The sequence below is a fragment of the Nocardia seriolae NBRC 15557 genome (genome assembly GCF_007990715.1).
GTDB classification, from domain to species: Bacteria; Actinomycetota; Actinomycetes; order Mycobacteriales; family Mycobacteriaceae; genus Nocardia; species Nocardia seriolae.
Genome location: NZ_BJWY01000001.1, coordinates 1 through 22,593 on the forward strand (window position 1 = coordinate 1; position 22,593 = coordinate 22,593).

The window sequence follows — 22,593 nt, forward strand, 5'->3', positions numbered from 1 at the left end:
AGTACTAAGGGTCGCGGCGGCCCGGGGCGCACCGAACGCCGGTCCGAGGCCTATCTGGTAGACGGACCGGTTCATTTCATTTCGTGTTCGCCGCGCCGTGACCTACGTCGTACCCAGCGGTTGTTAGCTGACACTCATGACCGACCGTGAGGATCCCCACAGCTCAGATTCCCCGGACAACCCGGCCACCGCGGCCACGAACTCCCCCGAAACCGGGCGCGGCCTGAGCCGCCGCCGACTCTTCGGGGCCTCCGCCATCGCCGGCATCGCCGGGCTCGCGGTCGGTGCGGGCGGTGCGGTGGCACTGCGCGGCAACGGCTCCGACGGCTCCGCCGCCTGGCCGCGCTCGGCCGAACTGGTGACCACCCCGGATCGGGCTGCCGCGCCACGCGTTTCGGGCCTGCACCTGCAATTCGGGGCCGACGCGGCGCGCGAGGTGGTGGTCACCTGGCACACCACCGGCTCGGTCGCCAAACCCACCGTGCGCTACGGCACCGCCGACTCCGGCTTCGGCACCAGCGTGCAGGCGCAGACCCGCACCTACCGGGATGCCAAGTCCGGCATCGAGATCCAGGCCCACCACGCCCGGATCACCGGCCTGTCCCCCGACACCGACTACGTCTACGCCGCCGGGCACGACGGCGCGCCACCCGAACTCGGCACCATTCGCACCGCGCCCGCGGGTCGCGCCAGGTTCCGCTTCACCAGCTTCGGCGATCAGGGCACGCCCACGGTGGGCAAGATCGTCGACGGCAAGGCGGTCAACGACAATCTCGGCTCCCAGTACGCCGGCGACGTCACCTCGGCCGTGGAATCGCTGGCCCCGCTGTTCAACCTGGTCAACGGCGACCTCTGCTACGCCAATATCGCCACCGACCGCATCCGCACCTGGAACGACTGGTGGGCCAACAACTCCCGCTCGGCCCGCTACCGACCCTGGATGCCCGCGCCGGGCAATCACGAGAACGAACTCGGCAACGGGCCGATCGGATTCGAGGCGTTCCAAACCTATTTCACCGTTCCCGACGCCGGGGCCGAGGACCATGCCAAGGGGCTCTGGTACTCCTTCACCGTCGGCGGCATGCGCGTCATCGCGGTCGCCAATGACGACATCTGCCTGCAGGACGGCGGCAACAGCTACGTCAAGGGGTATTCCGGCGGGGCCCAGAAGCGGTGGCTGGAAGGTGAACTCGCCAAGGCCCGCGCCGACCGGGGCATCGACTGGGTGGTGGTGTTCATGCACCAGGTCGCCATCTCCTCGGCCGACAAGTTCAACGGCGCGGACCTGGGCATCCGGCAGGACTGGCTGCCGCTGTTCGACAGGTACCAGGTCGATCTGGTGCTGTGCGGGCACGAACACCATTACGAGCGTTCGCATCCCGTGCGCGGGGTCACCGGATCCGAGACGCTCACGCCCAAACCCGTCGACACCCGCAAGGACGTGGTGGACACCTCCAAGGGCACCGTGCACCTGGTGATCGGCGGGGGCGGCACCTCCGCGCCGTCCAATCAGCTGTTCTTCCCCGGCGACAAGTGCCGGGTCATCACCGCGGTCGGTGACAAGGATCCGGCGACCGGGAAGAAGACGCCGGTGTACGTGCTGGAGGACGCGCCCTGGTCGGCGTTCAAGGATGCCGAACACCCTTACGGCTTCTGCGCTTTCGACGTTGATCCGGGGCAGCCGGGCGGGAACACCACCATCACCGGCACCTACTACGCCCTCACCGGGCCGACCAGCGAGCTGAAGGCGGTCGATACCTTCACGCTGACCCGCCCGCGTACCGATCGCTGATCCGGCGCGCCCTAGGGTGGGCGGGTGACGGACGGACGGGACAAACCGAGCTGGCGGGCGGAGATCCTCGCGCGGCGCAAGGCGCTGCCCGCCGAGGTCCGGGCGCGGGAGGCGGCCGCCCTGGCCGCTGCCGCCGCGGGTCTCGGCGGCCCCTCCGCGAATCCCGGTGGCGATGTGGTGTGCGCCTACGTGCCCGTCGGCGGGGAGCCCGGATCGCTCGCCATGCTGGACGCGCTGCGGGCCGCCGGTTTCCGGGTGCTGCTTCCCCTGACCGGCGAGCCCGGCCCGCTGGAGTGGGCCGAGTACACCGGACCGGAAGGCTTGCGGCGCGGCCGATTCGGACTCCGGGAACCCGAAGGCGCGCCGGTCGCGAATGGGATCGCAATGGCGGCGACCATTCTGGTTCCGGCATTGGCGGTTGATTGCCGGGGAGTCAGATTGGGGCGCGGCGCGGGTTATTACGATCGCAGTCTGGACGCCGCTCGCGCCGATGCCCGATTGATCGCGGTGGTGCGCGACGACGAACTCGTGCGGCGTTTGCCGGAGGAGTCCCACGACCATCGAATGGGGTGGGCGCTGACCCCGTTCGGCGGACTCCGGCGGCTGGAAGATCACATCGGGAATTGACACCCGATTGGCAGCGTTGGCACTGCCAGCTGTAGAGTGCTAATTCGACGAAGAGCGTGGAGGTTACCCGATGCCTACTTACTCGTATGCATGCACCGAGTGCGACAACAAGTTCGACATCGTGCAGTCCTTCTCCGATGACGCACTGACCACCTGCGACCGCTGCAACGGCAAGCTGCGCAAGCTGTTCAACTCGGTCGGCATCGTCTTCAAGGGCAGCGGGTTCTACCGCACCGACAGCCGCAACGGCTCCACCTCCTCCGAGCCCGCCAAGCCGTCGACCAGCTCCGAGAGCGTCTCCGGCGCGGCCGCGCCGAACTCCTCCACCAGCACGCCCGCCGCCTCGACCAGCGGCTCGGGCACCTCCGCCGCCTGATCCGAGCTTTTCCACAGGCTCCTTCGTTATCCACAGCCCGGGTCCCGCCCGGGCGTGTTGCTGTCCGGACGGCCCTACGCTGCCCGCATGACGCGACCGCACCGAGCATTCCTGCAGGAGTTCCGTAGCCACCTGGACCGAGTGGACACGGTGCTACTGCGCCGGGCCGGGGCGGTCGCGCTGCTCGTGCTGGCGGCCCTGCTGGCGCTGCGCCCCGATCCCGCCGCCGGGCGCACCGAGGTCCTGGTCGCCGCGCGCGACCTGCCGCCCGGCCAGGTGCTGGGCGAGGGCGATCTGCACCGCGCGCCACGCGAGACGGCCACGCTGCCCGCGGGCGCGGTGCGCGACGCCGGGACACTGCGTGGCGCCACCCTGGCGGGCGCGCTGGCGGCCGGGGAGATCGTCACCGAACTGCGGGTGGTCGGGCCGCGCCTGGCCGCGGTGGCGGCGCACGAGCCCGACGCGCGCATCGTGCCGATTCGCCTGGCGGACAACGCCGTTGCCGAGATCCTGCGGGCCGGGGACCGGGTGGACGTGGTGGCGGGCGAGGACACCGGGCAGCACGGCCGCCCGGCGCGGCTATTGGCCGCCGACGCGGCCGTGGTGCTGGTGTCGGGCGCCGAGAACGGGCCGGGCACCGGGAACGCGCGCGGCCGCACCGAACGGGTGGTGCTGGTGGCATTGGATTCGCGGCGCGCCACCGCGGTGGCCGCAGCCTCTTTGCACAGCGCACTCACCGTCGTGTTCCACTGAACCGGCAGGCCGGTGAACTAGCATCGCCGGGTACCCCCATAACTCTGCGTTCGATCCCTCAGGTAGAGGAGTTTCGGCAATGCTCAAGGGTTTCAAGGATTTTCTGCTGCGCGGCAATGTCGTCGACCTGGCCGTGGCCGTGGTCATGGGCACCGCCTTCGTCGCCATCGTCACCGCGTTCAGCGACGGCGTCATCAATCCATTGCTCGCGGTCTTCGGCGGCAGCAATCAGCTCGGCCTGGGCTTCCAGCTGGTGGCCGACAAGCCCGCCACCTTCGTGGCCATCGGGCCGATCATCACCGCCGCCGTCAACTTCGTGATCATCGCGGCGCTGCTGTACTTCGTCATCGTGATACCGGCCAAGAAGGCCCAGGACCGCTGGGGCGACAAGGATGACGCCGCGCTCTCGGATAACGAACTGCTGCACCAGATCCGGGATCTGCTAGCCGAACGCGGCGCGGGCGGAAAACACGAGAACTGAAGCACCGGAACAGCAAACGGGCCCGGTGCGAAAAGCACCGGGCCCGTTGGTATTACGCTGTCGCGCCAGGAGGTCGCGTCAGATCAGCCGAGGCTGAAGGGCTGGCCCCACAGGGTGACCCAGCTGATCACGTTGTCGGTCTCGACCTCGACGCTCACGAAGGAGCGCGCCTGGGCGTAACCGCCACAGCCGTTCAGGCCGATGGTCTCGTCGGACCAGGTGACCGAACCGTCGGTGCCACTGAACTTGTTGCGGACCTTGTGGACTTCCCGACCGAAGTCGTCGGCCATTTCCTCATCGAGGATGTAGAACGACTTGGCCTGGCCCGGCCCAAGTGTCAGGTTGGCACCGGTAGTGGCACTGGCCTTCGGGGTGGCATTGTTGCCCGAGCTCCAGTCGGCACCCACGGTACCGCCGCCACTGACGCCGCCACCGTCGATGGTGACCTGGCAGCCGACCACGTAGCCCGGGAAGATCTTGCCACCGGTGGCGGTGCTGTCACCGGAGATGTGGACCTGCGCCGACGCCGAGACCCAGGCGTTGCGGTGCACCGGGGTGGCACCCATCGACGGGCTGATGTTGGCGGACTCGCCGACCAGCTTCACCGTGACAACGGTGCCGTCGGAGAGGGTCTGGGTGATTTCGCCGCCCGGCAGCGGCACGAAGGTGTCGGCATTGGCCGCACCGGTGGAGAACAGGCCAAGAGCGGCGGTGGCAACGGCACCGACACCGGCCGCCCGCGCCACAGTCTTACGGATGTTCATTTCTGGATGTCCCTCAGGGTTGAATTCGCTTACGCGAGAAAGGATTTGGCGGGCGGAGACCACTCAGCCGATGCTGAACGGCTGACCGTAAAGGGTGGTCTTGGAGTAGTGGTCGCCAATGATCTCGACGACGGTGTACGCACGCGCCTGGGCATAACCCGCGCAACCCTGGATCTGGATCTCGGCATCCCGGTACTCGACCGAGTAGGTGCCCGCCTTCGGGACATCCTTCGAGTCGATCTGCACGAACGCCACCTGGCCGGGGCCGAGGTTGACGCCGATCGAACCGCCGAGCGAACCGTCGGTCAGCGAAATGCTGCCGGAGACGCCGGCCGAGATGGCGTCCTCACCGATGGAGATCTGGCAGCCGACGATGTAGCCGGTGTTGATCTGCGAAATGCCATGGGTGGACGAGTTATTGGTGCCTGCGCCGCCGGCCGCGCCGTTGTTCGGCCCGGCGGTGCCTTCCGGCGTGTCGGTGATCACCGCGGAGGCGGCGCCGCTGACCCACACCACACGGCCGGCACCGTTGGCGGAGAGCGACGGCGACACGATGGCGTGTTCGCCCGTACGGGTGATAGTGACGGTGCCCGCCGGGTTCACCTTCTGGCCGTCCGGCAACGGCACAAAGGTATCGGCGTTCGCGGCACCAGTGGACATAAGGCCGATGGCCACGGCCGCGGCCGCGCCGATGCCCGCAAAACGGGCCGCGGTGCGCAGACCGTGGGTGCGGTTCTCGCTCATACTTCCCCTCATCAGGTTCTTGCGGTCAACCTCGACCACCGAGGTTGAAATGGGACTCTTGCGAATCCCGGTTGAGTTTGTCGCCACATTGTTGCCACTGTGTTACTGCTAACAAATTCTTTTCGCGTAGCGACGCAGGGCACTTTACATCACACCTGTGGGCTTTGAGACGTGAGCGAACAGGATCGGTCACTCGCCGACACAAACCCGCAGGTATGTCGAGAAAGTCATACATAGCAAAAGGGGCCCGGTGCTAATCGCACCGGGCCCCTTGGGTTTCCGCTGAGCGGAAACTGGATCAGCCGAGACTGAAGGGCTGACCCCACAGCGTGTAGGAGCTGATGGCGTGGTCGGTCTCGACCTGGACCGCCACGAACGAGCGGGCCTGGGCGTAGCCGCCGCAGCCGTTCAGGTTGATGGTCTCGTCGGACCAGGTAACCGAACCCGAGTTGCCGGAGAACTTGTTGCGCACGTAGTGCGCCTCGCTGCCGTAGTCGTCCGGAGCTTCCTGATCGAGCAGGTAGAAGGCCTTGGTCTGGCCCGGGCCCAGGGTCAGGTTGCCGCCGGCGGTGGCACCGGCGGTCGCGTTTTCGCCGCTGTAGTCAGCGCCCACGCTCGGTCCGCCGTTGGCGCCGCCACCGGCGATGTTGACCTGGCAGCCCACCACGTAGCCGGGCACGATCTTGCCGCCGGCGGTGCCGTTGGTGCCGGACAGGTGCACCTGCGCGGAACCGGAGGCCCAGGCGTTGCGGTGCAGCGGGGTGGCGCCCATGGACGGGTTGATGTTGGCCGACTCACCGGTCATGGTGATGGTCACCACGGTGCCGTCGTCCATGGTCTCGGTGATGGAGCCGCCGGGCAGCGGCACGAAGGTGTCGGCATTGGCCGCGCCGGTCGAGAACAGGCCCAGGGCGGCGGTGGCGACGACGCCCACGCCGGCGACCCGCGCCATCGTCTTGCGAACGTTCATGATTGTTTCCCTCTAGGGTCGAATTCGCTTACGCGAGAAATGAATCGAGTGGTGACCACACGTCAGCCGAGGCTGAACGGCTGCCCGTAGAGGGTGGTCTTCGAGTAGTTGTCGCCGATGATCTCGACCACGGTGTAGGCGCGCGCCTGGGCGTAGCCCGCGCAGCCCTGCACGTCGACCGGGACATCCTTGTAGTCGATCGAGTAGGTGCCCGAGCTGGGGATGTCCTTGGAGTTGACCTGGACGAAGGTGACCTGGCCGGGGCCGAGGTTCAGGCCGATGGAGCCACCGGCGTTGGCACCGGTCAGGCTCACGCCGCCGGAGACGCCCGCGGAAACGGCGGAGTCGGAGATGTTGACCTGGCAGCCGATGATGTAGCCGGTGTTGACCTGCGAGGTGCCGTGGGTCGAGGAGTTGTTCGAGCCCGGGCCGTTCTTGGGGCCGTTGTTCGGGCCGACGGTGCCGTCCGGGGTATCGACGTTCGCGATGACCTTGCCCGAGAGCCAGGCGGTGCGGCCCGCGCCGTTCGCCGACAGCGACGGCGAGATGATGGCGCGCTCGCCGACCCGGTCGATGCTGACGCCCGCGGCGACCTTGTGGCCGTCCGGCAACGGCACGAAGGTGTCGGCGTTGGCGGCGCCGGTGGACATCAGGCCCAAGGCCACGGAGGCGGCCGCGCCGACACCCGCGATACGGGCGGTTCGTCGCAAACCGGCGGTCCGGTTCTCGCTCATAGTTCCCTCATCAGTTTTTCTGCGGACAACCCCGACCACCGGGGCTGAAGAGGGTCGCTACGGCACCGAATTCCACACAAGCAACGTTCCGGCACGCGACTCAAACTCAATAGAGCCGTAGCTTTATTGACCCGAGGGAGACCTTAGCCACAACAGCTACCAAATGGCAACAACTAGATAAAGGGTGCGGCAAAGCTCACCGTCAGAGCAATGGCAAACTCTCGGCGTTCATTATTTGCGGGTGTCTCAGCCGTGATGCGGCGGGACCTGGGAACGCAGCCAATCATCCGAGGATCGACCGGATTCGGGCTCGGGAGTGCGCTCGTCCTTGGTGGTGGACGGCAGTTCGTCACCGAAGACGCGCGCGAGCCTGGCGCGTTCGGCAGGGGTCAAACGACGAGACCCCGCCCGGCGCTCGGCCGGACGGGGTGACGCTGTCGAATCGGTCGACCCGGAAGGTTCTTCGCCGTCGGTCATTCCGACAGGCCGGACAGCTCATCGATGACGCGACTGGCCAGCGGACCCAGGGTGGCCATACCGTCGCGAATGGCGGCGCGCGAACCCGGCAGGTTCACCACCAGCGTGCTGCCCGACACCCCGGCCAGCCCGCGCGACAGGCCCGCGTCCAGCGAGCCCGAGGCCAGCCCGGAGGAGCGCAGCGCCTCGCTGATGCCGGGCAGCACCCGGTCCAGCACCTCCTCGGTGGCCTCCGGGGTCACGTCGCGCGGCGACATGCCGGTGCCGCCGACCGAGATGACCAGGTCGACACCGCCGATCACCGCGGTATTGAGCGCATTGCGGATCTCCACCTCGTCGGCCTGCACCGAGACCGAGGCGTCGACCAGGAACCCGGCCTCGGTGAGTAGTTCGGTCACCAGCGGGCCCAGCGAGTCCACCCCGCCATGGGCGGTTCGGTCGTCGACGACAACGACAAGAGCACGGCCCGCGACAGCGGAATCGATTTCCATGGTGCTCACCGTAGCGCCCTTGTCCGACAACAGCTCCCAGCCCCCGTCCGGTGTGACACGGATCGTCGGTACCGGTTCCCTACCAGCCTCGTGAAACATCATCGGCCGCCCTCCGCAGCTGCCTCGCCGAGGGTCACCTCGACGGTCTTGGGGTTCTTGCCCTGGTCATCGGTGTAGGTCACCTTGACCTTGTCACCGGGGCGGTGCGAACGCACCCCGGCGATCAGTGAGTTGCCCGAATCCACGATCTGGTCATCGATCTTGGTGATGATCGCGTTCTTCGGGATGCCCGCCTTCGCCGCCGGGCCGTCCGGTGACACGTCGATGACGCGCGCACCGTTCACATCGTCCTGCGCCTTCACGGTGATCCCGATCTGGGCGTAGGTGGCCTTGCCGTTCTTGATCAGCTCGTCGGCCACCCGGCGCGCGGTGTCCACCGGGATGGCGAAGCCCAGGCCGATGGAGCCGCTCTGCGCGCCCGCCGACTCGGCGGTGCCCATGGTGGCGATGGCGGTATTGATGCCGATCAGCTTGCCGTTCATGTCGACCAGCGCGCCGCCGGAGTTGCCCGGGTTGATGGCGGCGTCGGTCTGGATGGCGTCGATCACCGTGCCCTGCGAGCCGGGCTCGCCGCTGGTGGAGACCGGGCGGTTGAGCGAGGAGACGATGCCGCTGGTGACCGTGCCCGCCAGGCCCAGCGGCGAACCGATCGCCACCACGCCCTGGCCCACCGCCAGATTCGCGGACTGACCCAGCTCGATCGGCTTCAGATCGGTCTTGCCGGTGACCCGGATGACCGCGATGTCGGAGACCGAATCCGCGCCCACTACGGTGGCCGGGGCGGTGGTGCCGTCGCTGAAGGCCACATCCATCTTGGCGTTCGCACCCGCGCCGCTGACCACGTGATTGTTGGTGAGGATCAGGCCGTCCGAGGACAGGATCACGCCCGAGCCCTCGCCCTCGGCGCGCGCCCCGGCGACCCGGATCATGACCACGCTGGGCAGCACCTTCTGTGCCACCGCCTGCACCGAACCGTCCGGCGCGGGCGTGGTCTTGCCGGTGCCGCCCATCGGCTGATCCAGCGCATTGGTCACCGCGCTGTGGCTGTCGTTGCGGGTGGCCAGCGCGACCACGCCGCCGCCGAGGCCGCCGCTCAGCAGGGCCAGCACCACCGCGCCCGCGACCAGGCTCGCCTTGCCGGACCGCTTGGGCGCGGGTGCACCCGGGTACGGCATCCCGGGGCCACCCGGCGCGCCCGGGATCACCTGTGTCGGATGCTGTCCCGTGGCGTAGGCCGGGTGCTGACCGGTCGTGTACGCCGGATGCTGGCCCGTCGCGTATCCGGCCCCCGACGCCGCATACGCCTGCCCGTACGCACCGGCCGGGATCTGCTCGGTGCCGACGGGGATCTCCTCGGTCGGCTGCTTCGCGCCCCCGAACTGCTCCGAATAGGGCTGTGCCCCACCGAAAGCCGCGCCGTAACCCGGAGCCGCGCCGCCCGGGCCGGGCTGCGGCCGGGCGTAGGGCGAGGCCGGAATGGCCTGCGTGGCCGGATCACCGGCGGGCATCGGGTAGCCGGGCGGGACCGAACCCGGCTGTCCCGCAACGCCGTAGCCCGGTGCGACCGGAGCGGCGGGTGGCTGGGCGTGGGACACACCGGCCGAGAAGGACTGTGCCGCGGCGAAGCCGTCGAAGGGCTGGTCGGCGGCGCCGGGCGTGGCCGGGCCGGAGGTGTCACGCACGGGCAGGCCGGAGGCGGTGGCTCGAGGCGAATCGCCCTCCGGTGTCGCGGGCGGCTGCTCGCCCGGGGTCGCGGGCGGGTTCGGCTGGGCGGCCCCGGCTGCGGCGCCTTCGGGCTCGGTGCCCCGCTGGTTCGAATCCTCGGTCATTTCTCGTTTTCTCCTCGAGTCTCGTCGCCAAGCCTGGCGGGAACGACTGAGAGTGGACTGAGACCGTGCTTGCTTTTAGCCGAGCTTTCCCGGGGTTCAGTTGTCGTCCGCCACCACGGATTGCGGCGGTGCACCTTCTCCAGGCAGCACGATACGGATCAAAGCGCCGCCGCGGTCGGAAGTATCGATGTTGATGGTGCCCCCGTGTTTGGTCACAACCTGCTTCACGATCGCCAGGCCCAGACCGGATCCTGGCATGGAACGCGAGGCGGTGGTGCGATAGAAACGCTCGAAGACGAGCTCGCGTTCGGCGGGCGGAATGCCGGGTCCGGCGTCGTCGACCGCGAATTCCAGCAGCCCGCGCCCGCTCTCGCGCATGGTGACGAAGACCTTCGCGCCCTCGGGGCTCCATTTGGCCGCGTTGTCGAGCACATTGAGCAGGGCGCGTTCCAGTCCCGGTTCGTCGCCGTAGATGAACCAGGGGCGCAACTGGGCGTCGAATTCGATGCCGGTGCGACGACGGCGGACTCGCTCGAGCGCTCGCTCGGCCACATCGCCGAGGTCGATCTGCTCGTACACGGTCTCGGGTGCGTCCTCGCGGGCCAGGTCGACCAGATCGCCCACCAGCGTGGACAACTCCTCGATCTGGGCCATCACGTCGGTGCGCAGCTCGGCCATGTCCTGGTCCGGGATGCGGGGCGCGCCCGGCCGCGAGGAGGCGATGAGCAGTTCCATATTGGTGCGCAAAGAGGTCAGTGGCGTCTTCAGCTCGTGCCCGGCGTCGGCGACCAATCGGCGCTGCCGTTCCCGGGATTCGCCCAGGGCGCGCAGCATGGTGTTGAAACTCTCGGTGAGCCGGGCGAGTTCGTCGTCGCCGGTGACCGGGATGGGGGTCAGATCGTCGGTGCGGGCGATGCGCTCGGTGGCGGCGGTGAGCCGGGCGATGGGCCGCAACCCGGTGCGCCCCACGGTGGTTCCGGCCGCGGCCGCCACCACCACGCCGCAGCCGCCGACCACGAACAGCAGCCAGGCCAGCCGGTCGAGCACCTCCCGGGTGGGCTGCAGCCGCTGCGAGACCACCAGGGTGGCCCCGGAGTGCATGCGCCGCGCCAGCACCCGCTGATCGTCCACGGTGCGCAGCGAGAAGGCGATCTCGCCGCGGGCCACCGCGCGCTCCTGATTGCCGATGGGCGGAATCGTGGCCTGCGGCGGCACGTACTGCGACTGGTCGGCGAAGACCAGGGCCACGCCGACATCGTTGGTGTAGAGCCCCGCGAACACCAGTGATTGGAACCCGAGGCTGTCGAGATTGTTGTCGACCATGACCGAGGCGCGGGCCCGCAGTTGCGAGTCCACGTCCGCGTACAGCGAGCGCGCCACCATGGCGTAGGCGGCGATGGAGGTGAAGGCGACGGCCACGGCCACCACCGAGGCGGCCAGCAGGGTCACCCGCCAGCGCAGCGACACCGAGCGGGTCAGCGGTATGGGCGGCCGCAATTCGGCCGTCTCGGTCCGCGACCCGAGACCGGCGACCACCGGGCGCCGGGGAACGGTTCTACCCACGAACTCGGCTCCTACGGCGGGGTCTCGCGCAGCACGTAGCCGACGCCGCGCACGGTGTGGATGAGTCGCGCCTCACCGTCGGCCTCGGTCTTGCGGCGCAGGTAGCCGATGTACACCTCGAGCGCGTTGCCGGAGGTGGGGAAGTCGTAGCCCCACACCTCCTCCAGGATGCGGCTGCGGGTGAGCACCCGGCGCGGGTTGGCCATCAGCATTTCCAGCAGCGAGAACTCGGTGCGGGTGAGGCTGATCGGGCGTTCGCCGCGGGTGACCTCGCGGGTGACCGGATCCAGCGACAGGTCGGCGAAGGTCATGGCCTCCGAGAGGGCGTCGGCCTCCCCGGTGGCGGTGCGGCGCAGCAGGGCGCGCAGCCGAGCGAGGAGTTCCTCGAGCGCGAAGGGCTTGGGTAGGTAGTCGTCGGCGCCGGCGTCGAGGCCCGCGACGCGTTCGGAGACCGAATCCCGTGCGGTGAGTACCAGAATCGGCAGATCGTCGCCGGTGCTGCGCAGCCGGCGGCAGACCTCGAGGCCGTCGAGGCGGGGCATCATGACGTCCAGGACGAGGGCGTCGGGTCGCTGACCGGCGGTCTTCTCCAAGGCGTCGAGACCGTCGACGGCGAGGTCGACGGTGTAACCGTTGAAGGTCAGCGAGCGACGCAGCGATTCGCGAACCGCGCGGTCGTCGTCGGCTACCAGAATGCGCATGGCAACAAGTCTGCCCACAGCGACTGAGAGGTGACTGAGAAGGTCCCCTCCGACACGCCGGGCAAGTGAGGCAGATGACCTGCGTGTTTTATGAACGGCTTACGCGGAGTGGTTGTGATGTCACCCAAATTGACGCGAAACCCGTTGTGGCAAGCGCGCATTCGGGGTCTTATACAGCAAGTCGCCCGAATTGCCGTTACGCAGCTCACGCGGTATGTTGCAGGCCGTAAAAGAAGACCTCTAGTTGGTTCCGCGCGGGTTCGACCCCAAAGCCGTACAACCGCATACGTACCCGGGGGTCAATCGTGAAAGCGGAGGCGACGGAAGCGGGATGGAAGCAGCACCCCGGTCCTGGCAATTCAGCCTGTCCAACTGGCCCGTTACCCGCAAGGTCGGGATCGTGCTGGTGCTCCCGGTGCTCCTCGCCGCGACGTTCGCGGTACTGCGCATCAACAGCGAATTGCAGACCATTTCGAAACTGAGCGCGGCGACGGACCAGATGGACGTTTTGCACTCCACGGTCCAATTCATCACCTCCACCAATGAACTCGCGGTGGCCGCGATCAACGGCGGCAACCAGGACGTCGATCCGGCGCTGGACGCCGCGACCGCCAAGTTCGATCAGGCGACGGCGGCCCTGGACACCACCCTCAAGACCTCCAACGCCGAGCCGGGCGTCGTGAAGGAGCTGGGCACCGCCATGGCGGTCGCCAAGACCATGCGCAACAGCCTGCGCACCAGCTCCCCCCAGACCATCGGCGATCAAGCCGACGAGGTGCAGACCCGGACCCAGACCGCGCTCACCAACGCGCCGACCGTCGGTGACCTCCGGGTGCAGCAGTCGTTCCTGCAGTTCGGTGCGGCGCTCACCGCGTCGCGCCTGCTGACCCAGGAGCGCGTCATGCTGGCGGTGCCGGGCGCGGGCAACAATCCGGCCCTGCGCACCAAGCTGCTGACCGCCATCGGCGCCGAGATCACCATGATCGAGGTGTACCGCGGCCTCGCGCCCGACGCGGCGCAGAATGCCAACACGCTCAAGGACAATGCGGGCGCGCGCGTCGGCATCCTGATGCAGAACGTGCCCGACGCGGGCTCGCTGCCGGCCATGCAGGACTCGCTGCACAGCAGTGCCGAGGCATACGCCAAAGAGGTCGAGAGCGTCGCGAACTCGATGGACGGCAAGCTGTCCGGGCTGACCACCGAGGCCCGCAACAACGTGCTCCGCGATACCTCCGTCGTGATCGGGATGCTGCTGGCCGGTCTGGCGCTGGCGCTGATCGTGGCCCGCTCACTGGTCGTGCCGGTGCGCCGCCTGCGGCGAGATGCCTTGCAGGTGGCCCACATCGACCTGCCACAGGAGCTCGAGGTGGTGCGCGCCGGCGGCGCGACCCCCGAGATCACCCCGGTCGACGTGCACACCACCGAGGAGATCGGCCAGCTGGCCCGCGCCGTCGACGACATCCACTCCCAGGCGCTGCACCTGGCCGCCGAGCAGGCGCGACTGAGCCTGCAGATCGGCAACATGTTCGAGACCCTCTCGCGCCGTAGCCAATCCCTCGTGGAGCAGCAGCTGGGCCTGATCGAGGAGCTCGAACGCGACGAGGACGACTCCGAGCGCCTGCAGTCGCTGTTCCGCCTCGACCACCTCGCCACCCGCATGCGCCGCAACGGCGACAACCTGCTGGTGCTGGCCGGAACCGCGCTGCGCCGCGGCCATCTCGCGCCGGTGCCGCTGTCGGACATGCTGTGGTCCTCGGTCTCCCAGGTGGAGGACTACCAGCGCGTCGAGATCGGCACCGTGCCCGACGGCATCGTCGCCGGTGAACCGGCCGTCGATATCGAGCACCTGCTGGCCGAGCTGATCGACAACGCGCTGCGCTACTCCCCGCCCACCACGCCGGTGGCGGTGTCGGTGGCGCGCGCGGTGGACGGCGGCTACCTGATCGAGATCACCGACCGCGGCCTCGGCATGAACGCCGAGGATCTGCAGGGCATCAACGACCGGCTGGCCTCCGGTGGCGAGGTCAATGTCGAGACCGCACGCCGCATGGGTCTTTTCGTGGTCGGCCGCCTGGCCAAGCGGCACAACATCACCGTCAGCCTGCGCCGCACCTCGGCCATGGTGCAGCAGCCCGGCATCACCGCCAGCGTGCACCTGCCGGGCAGCCTGGTCTCGCCCGCGCCCGAGCGCACCGGCGACCCGACCGGGCAGTACGCGGTGCCGTCGGCCTTGCCGGTGCCCCCGTCAGCCCTGCCGGTGCCGCCCTCGGCGCTGGCCTCGGGCCCGATCCCGATGCCCACCGCGCAGAATCCCTTGCTGTCCGGGCCGATCGGCGTGCCGTCGGGCCCGGCCTCCGGGCCACAGCCCGCGGTCCCCGCGCCGCGGCTGACGCCGGTGCCCAATCCGCCCGAGCCCGCGCCGGCCACCACCACCGGTCGCTTCGCGACCACCAGTTCCGGCCTGCCGCAGCGCAAGCCGGGTCCCGATACCGGCGAGCAGCCCGTGGTCCCCGCCTTCCGGGGTGAGCAGCCGCGCCAGGATCGCTTCTCCGACGGGTTCACCGACGCGTTCACCGCGCCGGAGGACGCCCGTGCCTACGGGGTCACCGCGCTCAACGCGGAACGCGAGGTTCCGGCCGCGCCGGATCGGATGGACTTCTGGGGCGAGGCCCGCACGCCCGAACCGGTCGCGCAGGCGCCCGAGCCGGTCGCGCCGATCACCGGCCTCGACCGCTCCGGCTACGGCGACAACCAGGGCTACGGCGACAACTCCGGATACGGCGACAACTCCGGATACGGCGACAACTCCGGATACGGCGACAACTCCGGATACGGCTTCAGCGCCGAGGCGGAGAGCGCGGGCACCTCGTTCGGCAACGGCTACAGCGCTTTCGGCACCGGCGAGCACCCGGTGGCCCGGCCCACCGAGAACGGCTACGCGGTCGGGCCTTACAACCGCAACGCCCACGTCAACGGCACGGCCACGCCGGCCAACGGCAATTTCGGCGCCGGCGCACACGGCGAAGCCACCACCGCCAACGGCAATGCCGCCGTCTCCGAGGGAGACGCTCCCGACGCCGATGCCGTTGCCACCACAGATATTCGCGGCAATGACGCCGCACCCGCCGCGCAGCGGCCGGCCGCCCAGCCGTCCGGACTGCGCCCGGTGGACGGGGCCCCGACCCCGATCTTCCAGCGCATGGTCTCCGAGTGGCTGGTGGAACCGGCCGCCACCGAACAGACCGGCGCGGCGTGGTCGTCGACCTCGGACGTCGGCTGGGCCGCGGCCGAGGAGGCGGCCAACCCGATCACCAGTAGTCGCACCCAGGGTGGGCTGCCGATTCGGCAGCCCGGCGCCCAGCTGGTGCCCGGAGCCGTCGCCCAAGAGGACGACGGCGCAGGCCGCAATCCGGAGGAGATCCGCAACAGCCTCTCCAGGCATCTCAGCGGTGTCCATTCCGGGCGGGCCGACTCCCAGTACAACGACGGAGGGCATGCATGACCGAGACTCAGCGCACCACCACGGATGAGAATCTGAACTGGCTGGTCACCCGCTTCACCCGGGAGGTGCCGGGCGTCTCGCACGCCGTCCTGGTCTCCGCGGACGGTCTGCTGCAGGCCACCAGCCCGCACCTGCCGTCCGATCGCGGTGAGCAGCTGGCCGCCGTGACCGCCGGTCTGGCCAGCCTGTCCGCCGGTGCCGCACAGCTTTTCGAGGGCGGCAAGGTGATGCAGTCCATCGTCGAGATGCAGCGCGGCTACCTGCTGGTCATGAGCGTGGGCAATGGCTCGCACCTGGCGGTGCTGGCCAACAAGCAACACGACATCGGCCGCATCGGCTACGAGATGGCCCTGCTGGTCGACCGGGTCGGGTCGGTGGTCTCGGCCACCGCCCGCACAGCTTCCTAGATGAGCCGCCCATGACCAATTCCTTTGGCGGTGGCGGTAACCGGCCACCGACCACACGTGTTCGTCCCTACGCGCTGACCTCCGGTCGCACCGAGCCGGCGGTCGAACTGCCGCTCGAGGCGGTCGTCGAGACCCTGTCCTACACCGCCCATTTCGACTGGCCCGCCGGTGATGTGCGCACCGAGATCCTGCGGCTGGGCACCGCCCGGCTCTCGGTCGCGGAGATCGCCGCGCACCTGGGACGTCCACTGGGCATGATCCGGGTCGTCATCGGCGACCTGGTCGTCGCCGGGACCCTGCGCGTGCATTCGACCCTGAGCGACCAGGCCACCTTCGACGAGCGACGATCCCTGATGGAGAGGACCCTGCATGGACTCCGCGCCCTTTGACGGCGGAGGCTACCCCGGTGGCCCCCACGGGGCCCCCGGCTACACGACCGGGCAATTCCCCAACCCGGCCCTGCAGTTCCCGCCGCGACCGGGCGAGGAGGCCCGCACCGCCTCCACCAAGATCGTCGTAGCGGGCGGATTCGGCGCGGGCAAGACCACGTTCGTCGGCGCGGTCTCGGAGATCGTGCCGCTGCGCACCGAGGCCATGGTGACCGGCTACTCCGACGGGGTCGACGACCTCGCCGCCACGCCGGGCAAGGAAACCACCACGGTGGCCATGGATTTCGGCCGCATCATCCTGCCCGGCAACCTGGTGCTGTACCTGTTCGGCACGCCCGGGCAGCGGCGGTTCTGGTTCATGTGGGACGACCTCATCCGCGGCGCCATCGGCGCGGTGGTGCTGGTCGACACCCGCCGCATCGAGGACAGCTTCGCAGCGGTGGACTTCTTCGAGGCCAAGTCGCTGCCGTTCCTGATCGCGGTCAATCGCTTTCCGGACGCGCCGCGCTTCCCGGTCGCCGAGCTGCGCGAGGCGCTCAGCGTGCGCGACGGGGTCCCGATCGTGGACATCGACGCGCGCGACCCGGCCGAGGTGCGGCGTTCACTGGCCGCCGTCACGGAGTACGCGATCGAAAGGCTGATGGCGGCGCAACGCGAAAACGCCGGTCGCGCTTAGGGGGATACCGGATGATCTATTTCTCGATGGGCTACTGGGTCATCGCGCTGGCACTGATCGTGTCCTTCGCGGGGGCCGCCTGCGGGCTGGCCTGCATCCGCCAGTCCACCAAGTCGGTGACCCAGCGCTTCCGGCTGGTGTGGCAGTTCGTGGCGGCGGTCTCGATCGGCGGCGTCGGTGTCGCCATGCCCATCTTCGTGTCGATGCTGGGCTTCGACGTCAAGGGCAGCCCGCTGCGCTACGACAACGTGTCCATCACGCTGTTCTCGGTGCTGGCCGCGACGACGGTGTTCCTGGCCATGCTGATCAACGGCCGGCGGCTGGTCTGGTGGCGGCTGCTGGTGGCGGCCGGTGTGATGGCCTTCGGCCTGGGCGACGTACATCAGCTGCTGCTCAACGCGATTCACATCCAGGGCACCGTGGAGCTGAGCCTGGTGTCCACGGTCGCGGTGTACGTGATCGCCTTCGTGCTCTCGGCGCTGACCCTGTGGTTCAGCCTCTGGGTGTCGTCGGTGCCGCTGGTGCTGGCCGGTGCGCTGGTCTACGCGATCCTGGTGACCGGCATGCACTATGCCGGGCTGACCGGGCTGCAGGTGCACGTGGAGCCGTCCGCGGCCACGCCGCGCGGGGCCGTGCTGTTCGACTTCTTCGTGCCGTTCTTCATCATCGGCACGCTGTCGCTGGCGATTCCGATCACGGCCATCCTGGTCGCGCCGGACCGCCGCGCGGCCCGGGCCGCCGGGTCGCAGGCAGAGGATACGCTGGGGCTGCGGCGACCGGAATCGGTGCACTGAGCCGGAACCGGTGCCGCCGAGCCGGATTTCACGCCCTCCGGGCCGGGTCGACGGACCCGGCCCGACGTGTGTGGCGAGTCAGTCGTCGGCCGCGGGCTCGGCGGCGACGGTGGTGGTCGGATCGAGCAGGCCGAACAGTTCGCCCTGCGGCGCGGCCATGATGGCCATGCGGCCGAACGGCCCGTCGGTGGCCGACATGAGCACGGTCGCACCCAGTTCCACCGCGCTCGCGATGCCGGTGTCGATGCCCTCGAACTGGAACCAGGTCAGCCAGTAGGGCACCTCGGCCGCCACGCCGCCCACGCTGTCGTCATTGATGCCGCCGACGGCCTCGGTCCCGCCGGGCGGGGTGAAGGTGGCGTATCGCAGGTTCTCCTCGTCGAATTCGGTGAAGGTGAATCCGAAGACGTCGCCGTAGAAGCTCTTCGCGGCCGCGAAATCGCCGGTGTGCAGGTCGTTCCAGACGTAGGAGCCGTGCTCGTTGTGGACGGCCGCGCCGTCGTGCGCGCGCGCCTCCCAGACCGCGAAGGGCGCGCCCGAGGCGTCTGCGGCCACGAACATGCGGCCGAATTCCATCACGTCGAAGGCGGGCACCAGCAGCTTGCCGCCCGCGGCGGTCACCTGCTCGGCGCTCTTGTCGGCGTCGGCCACCGCGAAATACGTGGTCCACACCGACGGCACGCCCGCTTCGGGTTTGGGCCCGATGCCCGCCACCGCCCGTCCCTCGCGCATGGCCATGAGGTATCCCCCGGCGTCCTCCCCGCCGCCTTGCACATCCCAGCCGAACAGCGCGGCGTAGAACTCACCGGCCTTGGCCGGATCGTCGACCTGACAGTCGACCCAACACGGTGTGCCCGGGGGCCACGCCTCTTCGCGTACAGGCATCGGTCATCCTTTTCCGCCTCCCCGCGACTTCAGCGCCCGGCTGAGAGCCGTTGACAGGCATGCATGCGGAGTTAAGTTGAGAGCCAACCCGACTCTGGACGTCCCCGACGAGTTACCCCGATCGCACCAAATCAGTTGTCGCGTTCGCTCATAACGGACCAGTCAACCACCGCGATATGGCTCTCTCGGCGTGTCCCACGAATTACAGTGAGAGGCATGCGTTTCGGGCTGGATTACGCCGCAGGTCGGCCCGCCCCGAGTGCCATCAAAGCGGCCGGGTACGACTTCGTGGTCCGATACCTGTCCGATGGCGGCCCCACCCTGCCGGGCAAACTGCTCACTCCGGCCGAAGCGGACGACCTGCGCGCACAAGGCATTTCCATCGTTTCGAACTGGGAGACCACGGCCGCGCGCATGCTCGACGGCTACGGCGCGGGCGTCACCGACGCGCGGGCGGCACTGGCGCGGGTGCTGCGCTGCGGCGGGCGGGCGGATCGGCCCATCTACTTCTCCGCCGATTTCGACGCCACCCCGCAGCAGCAGGTGCCGATCAATGACTACCTCGACGGCGCGGCCAGCGTCATCGGACGCGCGAATGTCGGTATCTACGGCGGGTTCTGGCCGGTGAGCCGGGCGCTGGACGCGGGCACCGCGACCTGGGCGTGGCAGACGGTGGCCTGGTCGGGCGGCAATGTCGACCCGCGCATCTCGATCTATCAGACCGGTGAGCAGGTGACCGTCGACGGCGTGCGCTGCGACGTAAACGAAACCGATCGAGCCGATTTCGGCCAATGGGATGTGGAAACGGAGGAACCGGACTTGACACCCGAACAGGACCAAGTGTTGCGCGATATCCAGACCCAGTTGCGCGGGCCCGGCCTCAGCGGCTGGCCGCAGCTGGGCACCGATGCCCAGGGCCACAACCGGACCGTGGTGGACGGGCTGGCGGCGGCGCTCACCCAGATCGATGAACTGCGCACCGAGATCAGCGATCTGGAGGCCACGACCGCCGAACTGAAGGCCGAGGTGGCCCGGCTGGGCGGCCAGCATCACTGGCCGTTCCCCTTCTCGTTGGTGGAGGGTCCGGCCGCCGTGGTCGCCGATCAGTTGGCAAAGCTGGAGCAGTTGCTGCCGGGTGTGCCGTTACCCGGCTGGGGCGTCGGACCCAATGGCGATTCGGTCCGTTCCGCCGAAGGCGGACAAGCTCCGGCCGTCGGTGAGCCGAATGGCCCATCCGGCAACTGAATTGGGCGATTTGTCGGATTTTCTCCGGAATGCGAAAAGCGGCCACCGGCCGGTGAACCGCGCCGAAACCCGCGCTGAACTGCCCCTGAAGTGGCGATGAGCGGGTTCTTCTGTAATCAGAAGAACCCGCCCTCAAGGCACGAGGATACAGTCGCCAGGCCACGAGTTCACAACTTTGGGAAGACTTTTTCGCACTCCCGAAACAATTGGTCGGCCGGTTCACGCATCCGCAACACTCGCGCAGTTCTCTGGTGGGACAGCAACTTCGAGGCTATTGTCTGCCTCGTCCGAACTATTGTTCCGGTTCCAGATGAAGGAGGCTCTCGTGGCCGTCAGCGTGGTACTCGACAAAGCTCTCGACAAGGCCTATGAGACCAAGTCTCTCGACGACATCCTGGCCGCGCCGCCCTCGGCGCTCGCCGGACTGACCGACAAGCACGACGAAAAGCTCCTCGATGCCCTGGGCATCAAGACCATTGCCGATCTCGGCAAGAACAAGTACTTCCGGCTCGCCGCCACCCTGGTCGATCTGGCCGCCAAGGAGGGTTAGGCACCCGGAGGTCCCGAGCCCGGTGGCCTGATCGGTCAGAGCTTCCCCGGATCGATCAGGCCGCGCTCCACCGCGCGCGCGAGGCGGCGCGGCACCATGTGTTCCACTCCCCCGACCTTGACCGGAATCAGATCCGGCGGCGTCGCCTTCCACTGCGAGCGGCGGCTGTGCGTATTGGCGCGCGACATTCTGCGCTTCGGAACCGCCATGGTCAGTTCTCCCGATCCGTCGTCGAATTGCGATTGCCGCGAATGCGCTTGCCGTACCGGCGTTCGAACTTCTCCACCCGGCCCGCGGTATCGAGCACCCGCTGATTGCCGGTCCAGAACGGATGCGAATCCGAGGTCACATCCACCACCAGCAGCGGGTAGGTATTGCCGTCCTCCCAGTCGATGGTGCGGGTGGACACCGCGGTGGATCGGGTCAGGAAGCACTTTCCGGTGCTCACGTCCTGGAAGACCACCGGATGGTAGTCGGGGTGAATTCCCTGTTTCATCACTTCACCTTTCGTGGTTGCGGTTCTTCGGCCGGTGCCTGCGGCTCTTCTTCGCGCTGATCGCCGAACGGGTCCGGCCACATCGCGACGCGTTCGGGCGCGAAGCGCACCTGGCGCAGTTCGTCCTCGTCGACCAGCGCCCAGTGCAGCGCGTGGCGGATCTCCTCGGCGTCGGCGTCGGCGACCAGGATCACCAGCGAGGTGTGCCGGTCCCCGAACTCCTCGTGCCAGCGCAGTGACGCCAGCGTGCGGCGTTCCGGACCGACCTCGTCGAGTTCCCGGGAGTTCATGGCGGCCAGCCACTTTCCCGCGCCGCCGACCCGCAGCCCGCCACCGGCGGACTCCAGCCACACCACCTCGTCGGGCTGGGTGGCCAGCCACGCCCGGCCCCGCGCGCTCACCACACCGTCCAGCAGCACGTCGATGGCCGAGTGCAGGCGCTCGGGATGAAACGGGCGGTCGGTGGCGAATTCCACCAGGGCCACACCGCAATCCGGCTCCAGCGGCGGCTGTCCGGCCAACAGTGGCGCGTGCGGATCGAAGGGCGCGCCGCGGCGCGCGTCGGCGGGCACCCGGCGCAGCAGCCAGGTCAGATCGTCGATATCCAGCACTGCGGGATCGGCGACCCAGGTGATCGGGGCGCGCGGGGTCAACCGCGCCAGTACGGCGGTGGTGCGCTCGCGATCCACCAGATCGGCGCCGGAGTCGAAAACCACCAGCGCGTCGGCGAATTCGGCCTGGCCGACGGCCAGCTGCGCGATGGTGCGCTCGTCCTCGACGGTGGCGTGGCCGCGCTCGGCGAGGGTCTCGTCGCCGGTGGCGTCGGCCAGCCAGTCGCGGGCGTCGACACAGGTGAGCACGGTATCGATGCGCACGCTGCGCCCGGCCGGGCCGTCGACCCGGCCGACCACGCCGGTCACCACCACGTCATCGATGGCCTGGCACACCGCTTCCGCCTCGAAGGCCGGATCCAGCGCGAGCACGATGCGCCGCACCGAATCCCGTTCGGCGAGCAGGCACAGATACGGCAGCAGGTCGGCGCGCAGCGTGCAGGAGACACAGCCGTGCGCGAGTTCCAGCACGCCGAGGTCCTCGCGACCGTCGAGGCGGACGCTGCGGCGCACCACGCCTTCGCGCAGTTCACTCAGGTCGTGGCGGACCACGACGGTGCCGGGCTCGGCGCCGAGCAGGCGGGCGGCCCGATCCACACCGTCGGCGGCGCGTCCGGGGAGTCCCGCGAGGACGAGCACGGGCTTGCGTTGGGACGGCACCGGTCCCCCTTTCGAC

25 protein-coding genes are annotated in these 22,593 nt (G+C 68.8%); 12 read left to right on the forward strand and 13 right to left on the reverse strand.

All coding sequences use genetic code 11. The features are described 5' to 3' along the window. Positions 1-136 precede the first annotated feature (136 nt). From NS2_RS00005 to mscL, 5 genes are all read left to right on the forward strand, one after another. A complete protein-coding gene (locus NS2_RS00005; protein WP_081985637.1) occupies positions 137-1,792 on the forward strand; it encodes a purple acid phosphatase family protein in 1,656 nt (551 codons plus the stop codon). Positions 1,793-1,816: 24 nt separating this feature from the next. Beyond that, a complete protein-coding gene (locus NS2_RS00010) occupies positions 1,817-2,419 on the forward strand; it encodes a 5-formyltetrahydrofolate cyclo-ligase (protein ID WP_033085752.1) in 603 nt (200 codons plus the stop codon). Positions 2,420-2,489: 70 nt separating this feature from the next. Continuing rightward, positions 2,490-2,795: an FmdB family zinc ribbon protein gene (locus tag NS2_RS00015; protein WP_033085751.1), complete on the forward strand. Its 306-nt coding sequence runs from the start codon at positions 2,490-2,492 to the stop codon at positions 2,793-2,795. An 87-nt stretch (positions 2,796-2,882) separates the two neighbouring features. Beyond that, a complete protein-coding gene (locus NS2_RS00020) occupies positions 2,883-3,548 on the forward strand; it encodes an RcpC/CpaB family pilus assembly protein (RefSeq protein WP_033085750.1) in 666 nt (221 codons plus the stop codon). A 79-nt stretch (positions 3,549-3,627) separates the two neighbouring features. Then, positions 3,628-4,029 carry a large conductance mechanosensitive channel protein MscL gene (gene mscL, locus NS2_RS00025; protein ID WP_033085749.1) on the forward strand — a complete coding sequence of 134 codons (402 nt, stop codon included), beginning with the start codon at positions 3,628-3,630 and terminating at the stop codon, positions 4,027-4,029. A gap of 83 nt (positions 4,030-4,112) precedes the next feature. On the opposite strand, the gene NS2_RS00030 is transcribed toward mscL, so the two are convergent. The 9 genes from NS2_RS00030 to NS2_RS00065 all read right to left on the reverse strand — a co-directional run bounded on the left by NS2_RS00030 (position 4,113) and on the right by NS2_RS00065 (position 12,362). Next, entirely contained in the window at positions 4,113-4,793 is a 681-nt protein-coding gene (locus NS2_RS00030) for an MspA family porin (RefSeq protein WP_033085748.1), read from the reverse strand. A 63-nt stretch (positions 4,794-4,856) separates the two neighbouring features. After that, positions 4,857-5,537 carry an MspA family porin gene (locus NS2_RS00035; protein WP_033085747.1) on the reverse strand — a complete coding sequence of 227 codons (681 nt, stop codon included), beginning with the start codon at positions 5,535-5,537 and terminating at the stop codon, positions 4,857-4,859. 298 nt (positions 5,538-5,835) lie between these two features. Further along, the gene (locus NS2_RS00040) at positions 5,836-6,507 is read right to left on the reverse strand and encodes an MspA family porin (RefSeq protein ID WP_033085746.1); all 672 of its coding nucleotides are present in this window, start codon (positions 6,505-6,507) and stop codon (positions 5,836-5,838) included. Between the two features lie 62 nt (positions 6,508-6,569). Further along, a complete protein-coding gene (locus tag NS2_RS00045; RefSeq protein WP_033085745.1) occupies positions 6,570-7,241 on the reverse strand; it encodes an MspA family porin in 672 nt (223 codons plus the stop codon). 246 nt (positions 7,242-7,487) lie between these two features. Then, positions 7,488-7,634, reverse strand: a complete 147-nt coding sequence (locus NS2_RS35740; protein WP_162836597.1) for a hypothetical protein — start codon at positions 7,632-7,634, stop codon at positions 7,488-7,490. Positions 7,635-7,714: 80 nt separating this feature from the next. Then, positions 7,715-8,209, reverse strand: coding sequence for a MogA/MoaB family molybdenum cofactor biosynthesis protein (locus NS2_RS00050; RefSeq protein WP_177327135.1), 495 nt, complete (start codon positions 8,207-8,209; stop codon positions 7,715-7,717). 98 nt (positions 8,210-8,307) lie between these two features. Next, complete coding sequence (locus tag NS2_RS00055; protein ID WP_081985639.1) at positions 8,308-9,777, reverse strand: S1C family serine protease; 1,470 nt, start codon at positions 9,775-9,777, stop codon at positions 8,308-8,310. Between the two features lie 417 nt (positions 9,778-10,194). Continuing rightward, complete coding sequence (locus NS2_RS00060) at positions 10,195-11,634, reverse strand: HAMP domain-containing sensor histidine kinase (RefSeq protein WP_033085744.1); 1,440 nt, start codon at positions 11,632-11,634, stop codon at positions 10,195-10,197. Positions 11,635-11,672: 38 nt separating this feature from the next. Beyond that, positions 11,673-12,362 carry a response regulator transcription factor gene (locus NS2_RS00065; protein ID WP_033085743.1) on the reverse strand — a complete coding sequence of 230 codons (690 nt, stop codon included), beginning with the start codon at positions 12,360-12,362 and terminating at the stop codon, positions 11,673-11,675. Between the two features lie 331 nt (positions 12,363-12,693). Between NS2_RS00065 and NS2_RS00070 the strand changes: the two genes are divergently transcribed. Genes NS2_RS00070 through NS2_RS00090 form a run of 5 tightly spaced genes read left to right on the forward strand, consistent with a single transcriptional unit; the run spans position 12,694 to position 18,130 of the window. Then, a complete protein-coding gene (locus tag NS2_RS00070; RefSeq protein WP_230464091.1) occupies positions 12,694-15,864 on the forward strand; it encodes an ATP-binding protein in 3,171 nt (1,056 codons plus the stop codon). Continuing rightward, a complete protein-coding gene (locus NS2_RS00075) occupies positions 15,861-16,271 on the forward strand; it encodes a roadblock/LC7 domain-containing protein (RefSeq protein WP_033085742.1) in 411 nt (136 codons plus the stop codon). Before NS2_RS00070 ends, NS2_RS00075 begins: the two co-directional genes overlap by 4 nt. Positions 16,272-16,282: 11 nt before the next feature. Beyond that, complete coding sequence (locus tag NS2_RS00080) at positions 16,283-16,660, forward strand: DUF742 domain-containing protein (protein ID WP_045435784.1); 378 nt, start codon at positions 16,283-16,285, stop codon at positions 16,658-16,660. Further along, positions 16,641-17,336 (forward strand): GTP-binding protein, encoded by a 696-nt coding sequence (locus NS2_RS00085; protein WP_228102528.1) that lies wholly within the window; start codon positions 16,641-16,643, stop codon positions 17,334-17,336. The genes NS2_RS00080 and NS2_RS00085 overlap by 20 nt, the downstream gene beginning before the upstream one ends. A gap of 11 nt (positions 17,337-17,347) precedes the next feature. After that, a complete protein-coding gene (locus tag NS2_RS00090) occupies positions 17,348-18,130 on the forward strand; it encodes an MHYT domain-containing protein (protein WP_033085741.1) in 783 nt (260 codons plus the stop codon). Positions 18,131-18,208: 78 nt separating this feature from the next. Here the strand turns inward: NS2_RS00090 and NS2_RS00095 are convergent, their stop codons facing one another. Then, on the reverse strand, positions 18,209-19,015 hold the full coding sequence (locus NS2_RS00095; protein ID WP_033085740.1) for a VOC family protein: 807 nt from the start codon (positions 19,013-19,015) through the stop codon (positions 18,209-18,211). Positions 19,016-19,231: 216 nt separating this feature from the next. Here NS2_RS00095 and NS2_RS00100 point away from each other — a divergent pair, with 216 nt between their 5' ends. Together NS2_RS00100 and NS2_RS00105 are read left to right on the forward strand one after the other, a co-directional pair. After that, positions 19,232-20,260: a DUF1906 domain-containing protein gene (locus NS2_RS00100; RefSeq protein WP_052085986.1), complete on the forward strand. Its 1,029-nt coding sequence runs from the start codon at positions 19,232-19,234 to the stop codon at positions 20,258-20,260. A gap of 325 nt (positions 20,261-20,585) precedes the next feature. Next, entirely contained in the window at positions 20,586-20,810 is a 225-nt protein-coding gene (locus NS2_RS00105; protein ID WP_033085769.1) for a hypothetical protein, read from the forward strand. Between the two features lie 35 nt (positions 20,811-20,845). Here the strand turns inward: NS2_RS00105 and rpmF are convergent, their stop codons facing one another. From rpmF to mrf, 3 genes are read right to left on the reverse strand one after another with little or no spacing between them, the layout of a single operon-like run. Continuing rightward, positions 20,846-21,019: a 50S ribosomal protein L32 gene (gene rpmF, locus NS2_RS00110; protein WP_033085739.1), complete on the reverse strand. Its 174-nt coding sequence runs from the start codon at positions 21,017-21,019 to the stop codon at positions 20,846-20,848. Between the two features lie 2 nt (positions 21,020-21,021). Beyond that, the gene (locus tag NS2_RS00115) at positions 21,022-21,306 is read right to left on the reverse strand and encodes a type B 50S ribosomal protein L31 (protein WP_033085738.1); all 285 of its coding nucleotides are present in this window, start codon (positions 21,304-21,306) and stop codon (positions 21,022-21,024) included. Continuing rightward, positions 21,306-22,577, reverse strand: coding sequence for a ribosome hibernation factor-recruiting GTPase MRF (gene mrf / locus NS2_RS00120; RefSeq protein ID WP_033085737.1), 1,272 nt, complete (start codon positions 22,575-22,577; stop codon positions 21,306-21,308). The genes NS2_RS00115 and mrf overlap by 1 nt, the downstream gene beginning before the upstream one ends. Positions 22,578-22,593: the final 16 nt, after the last annotated feature.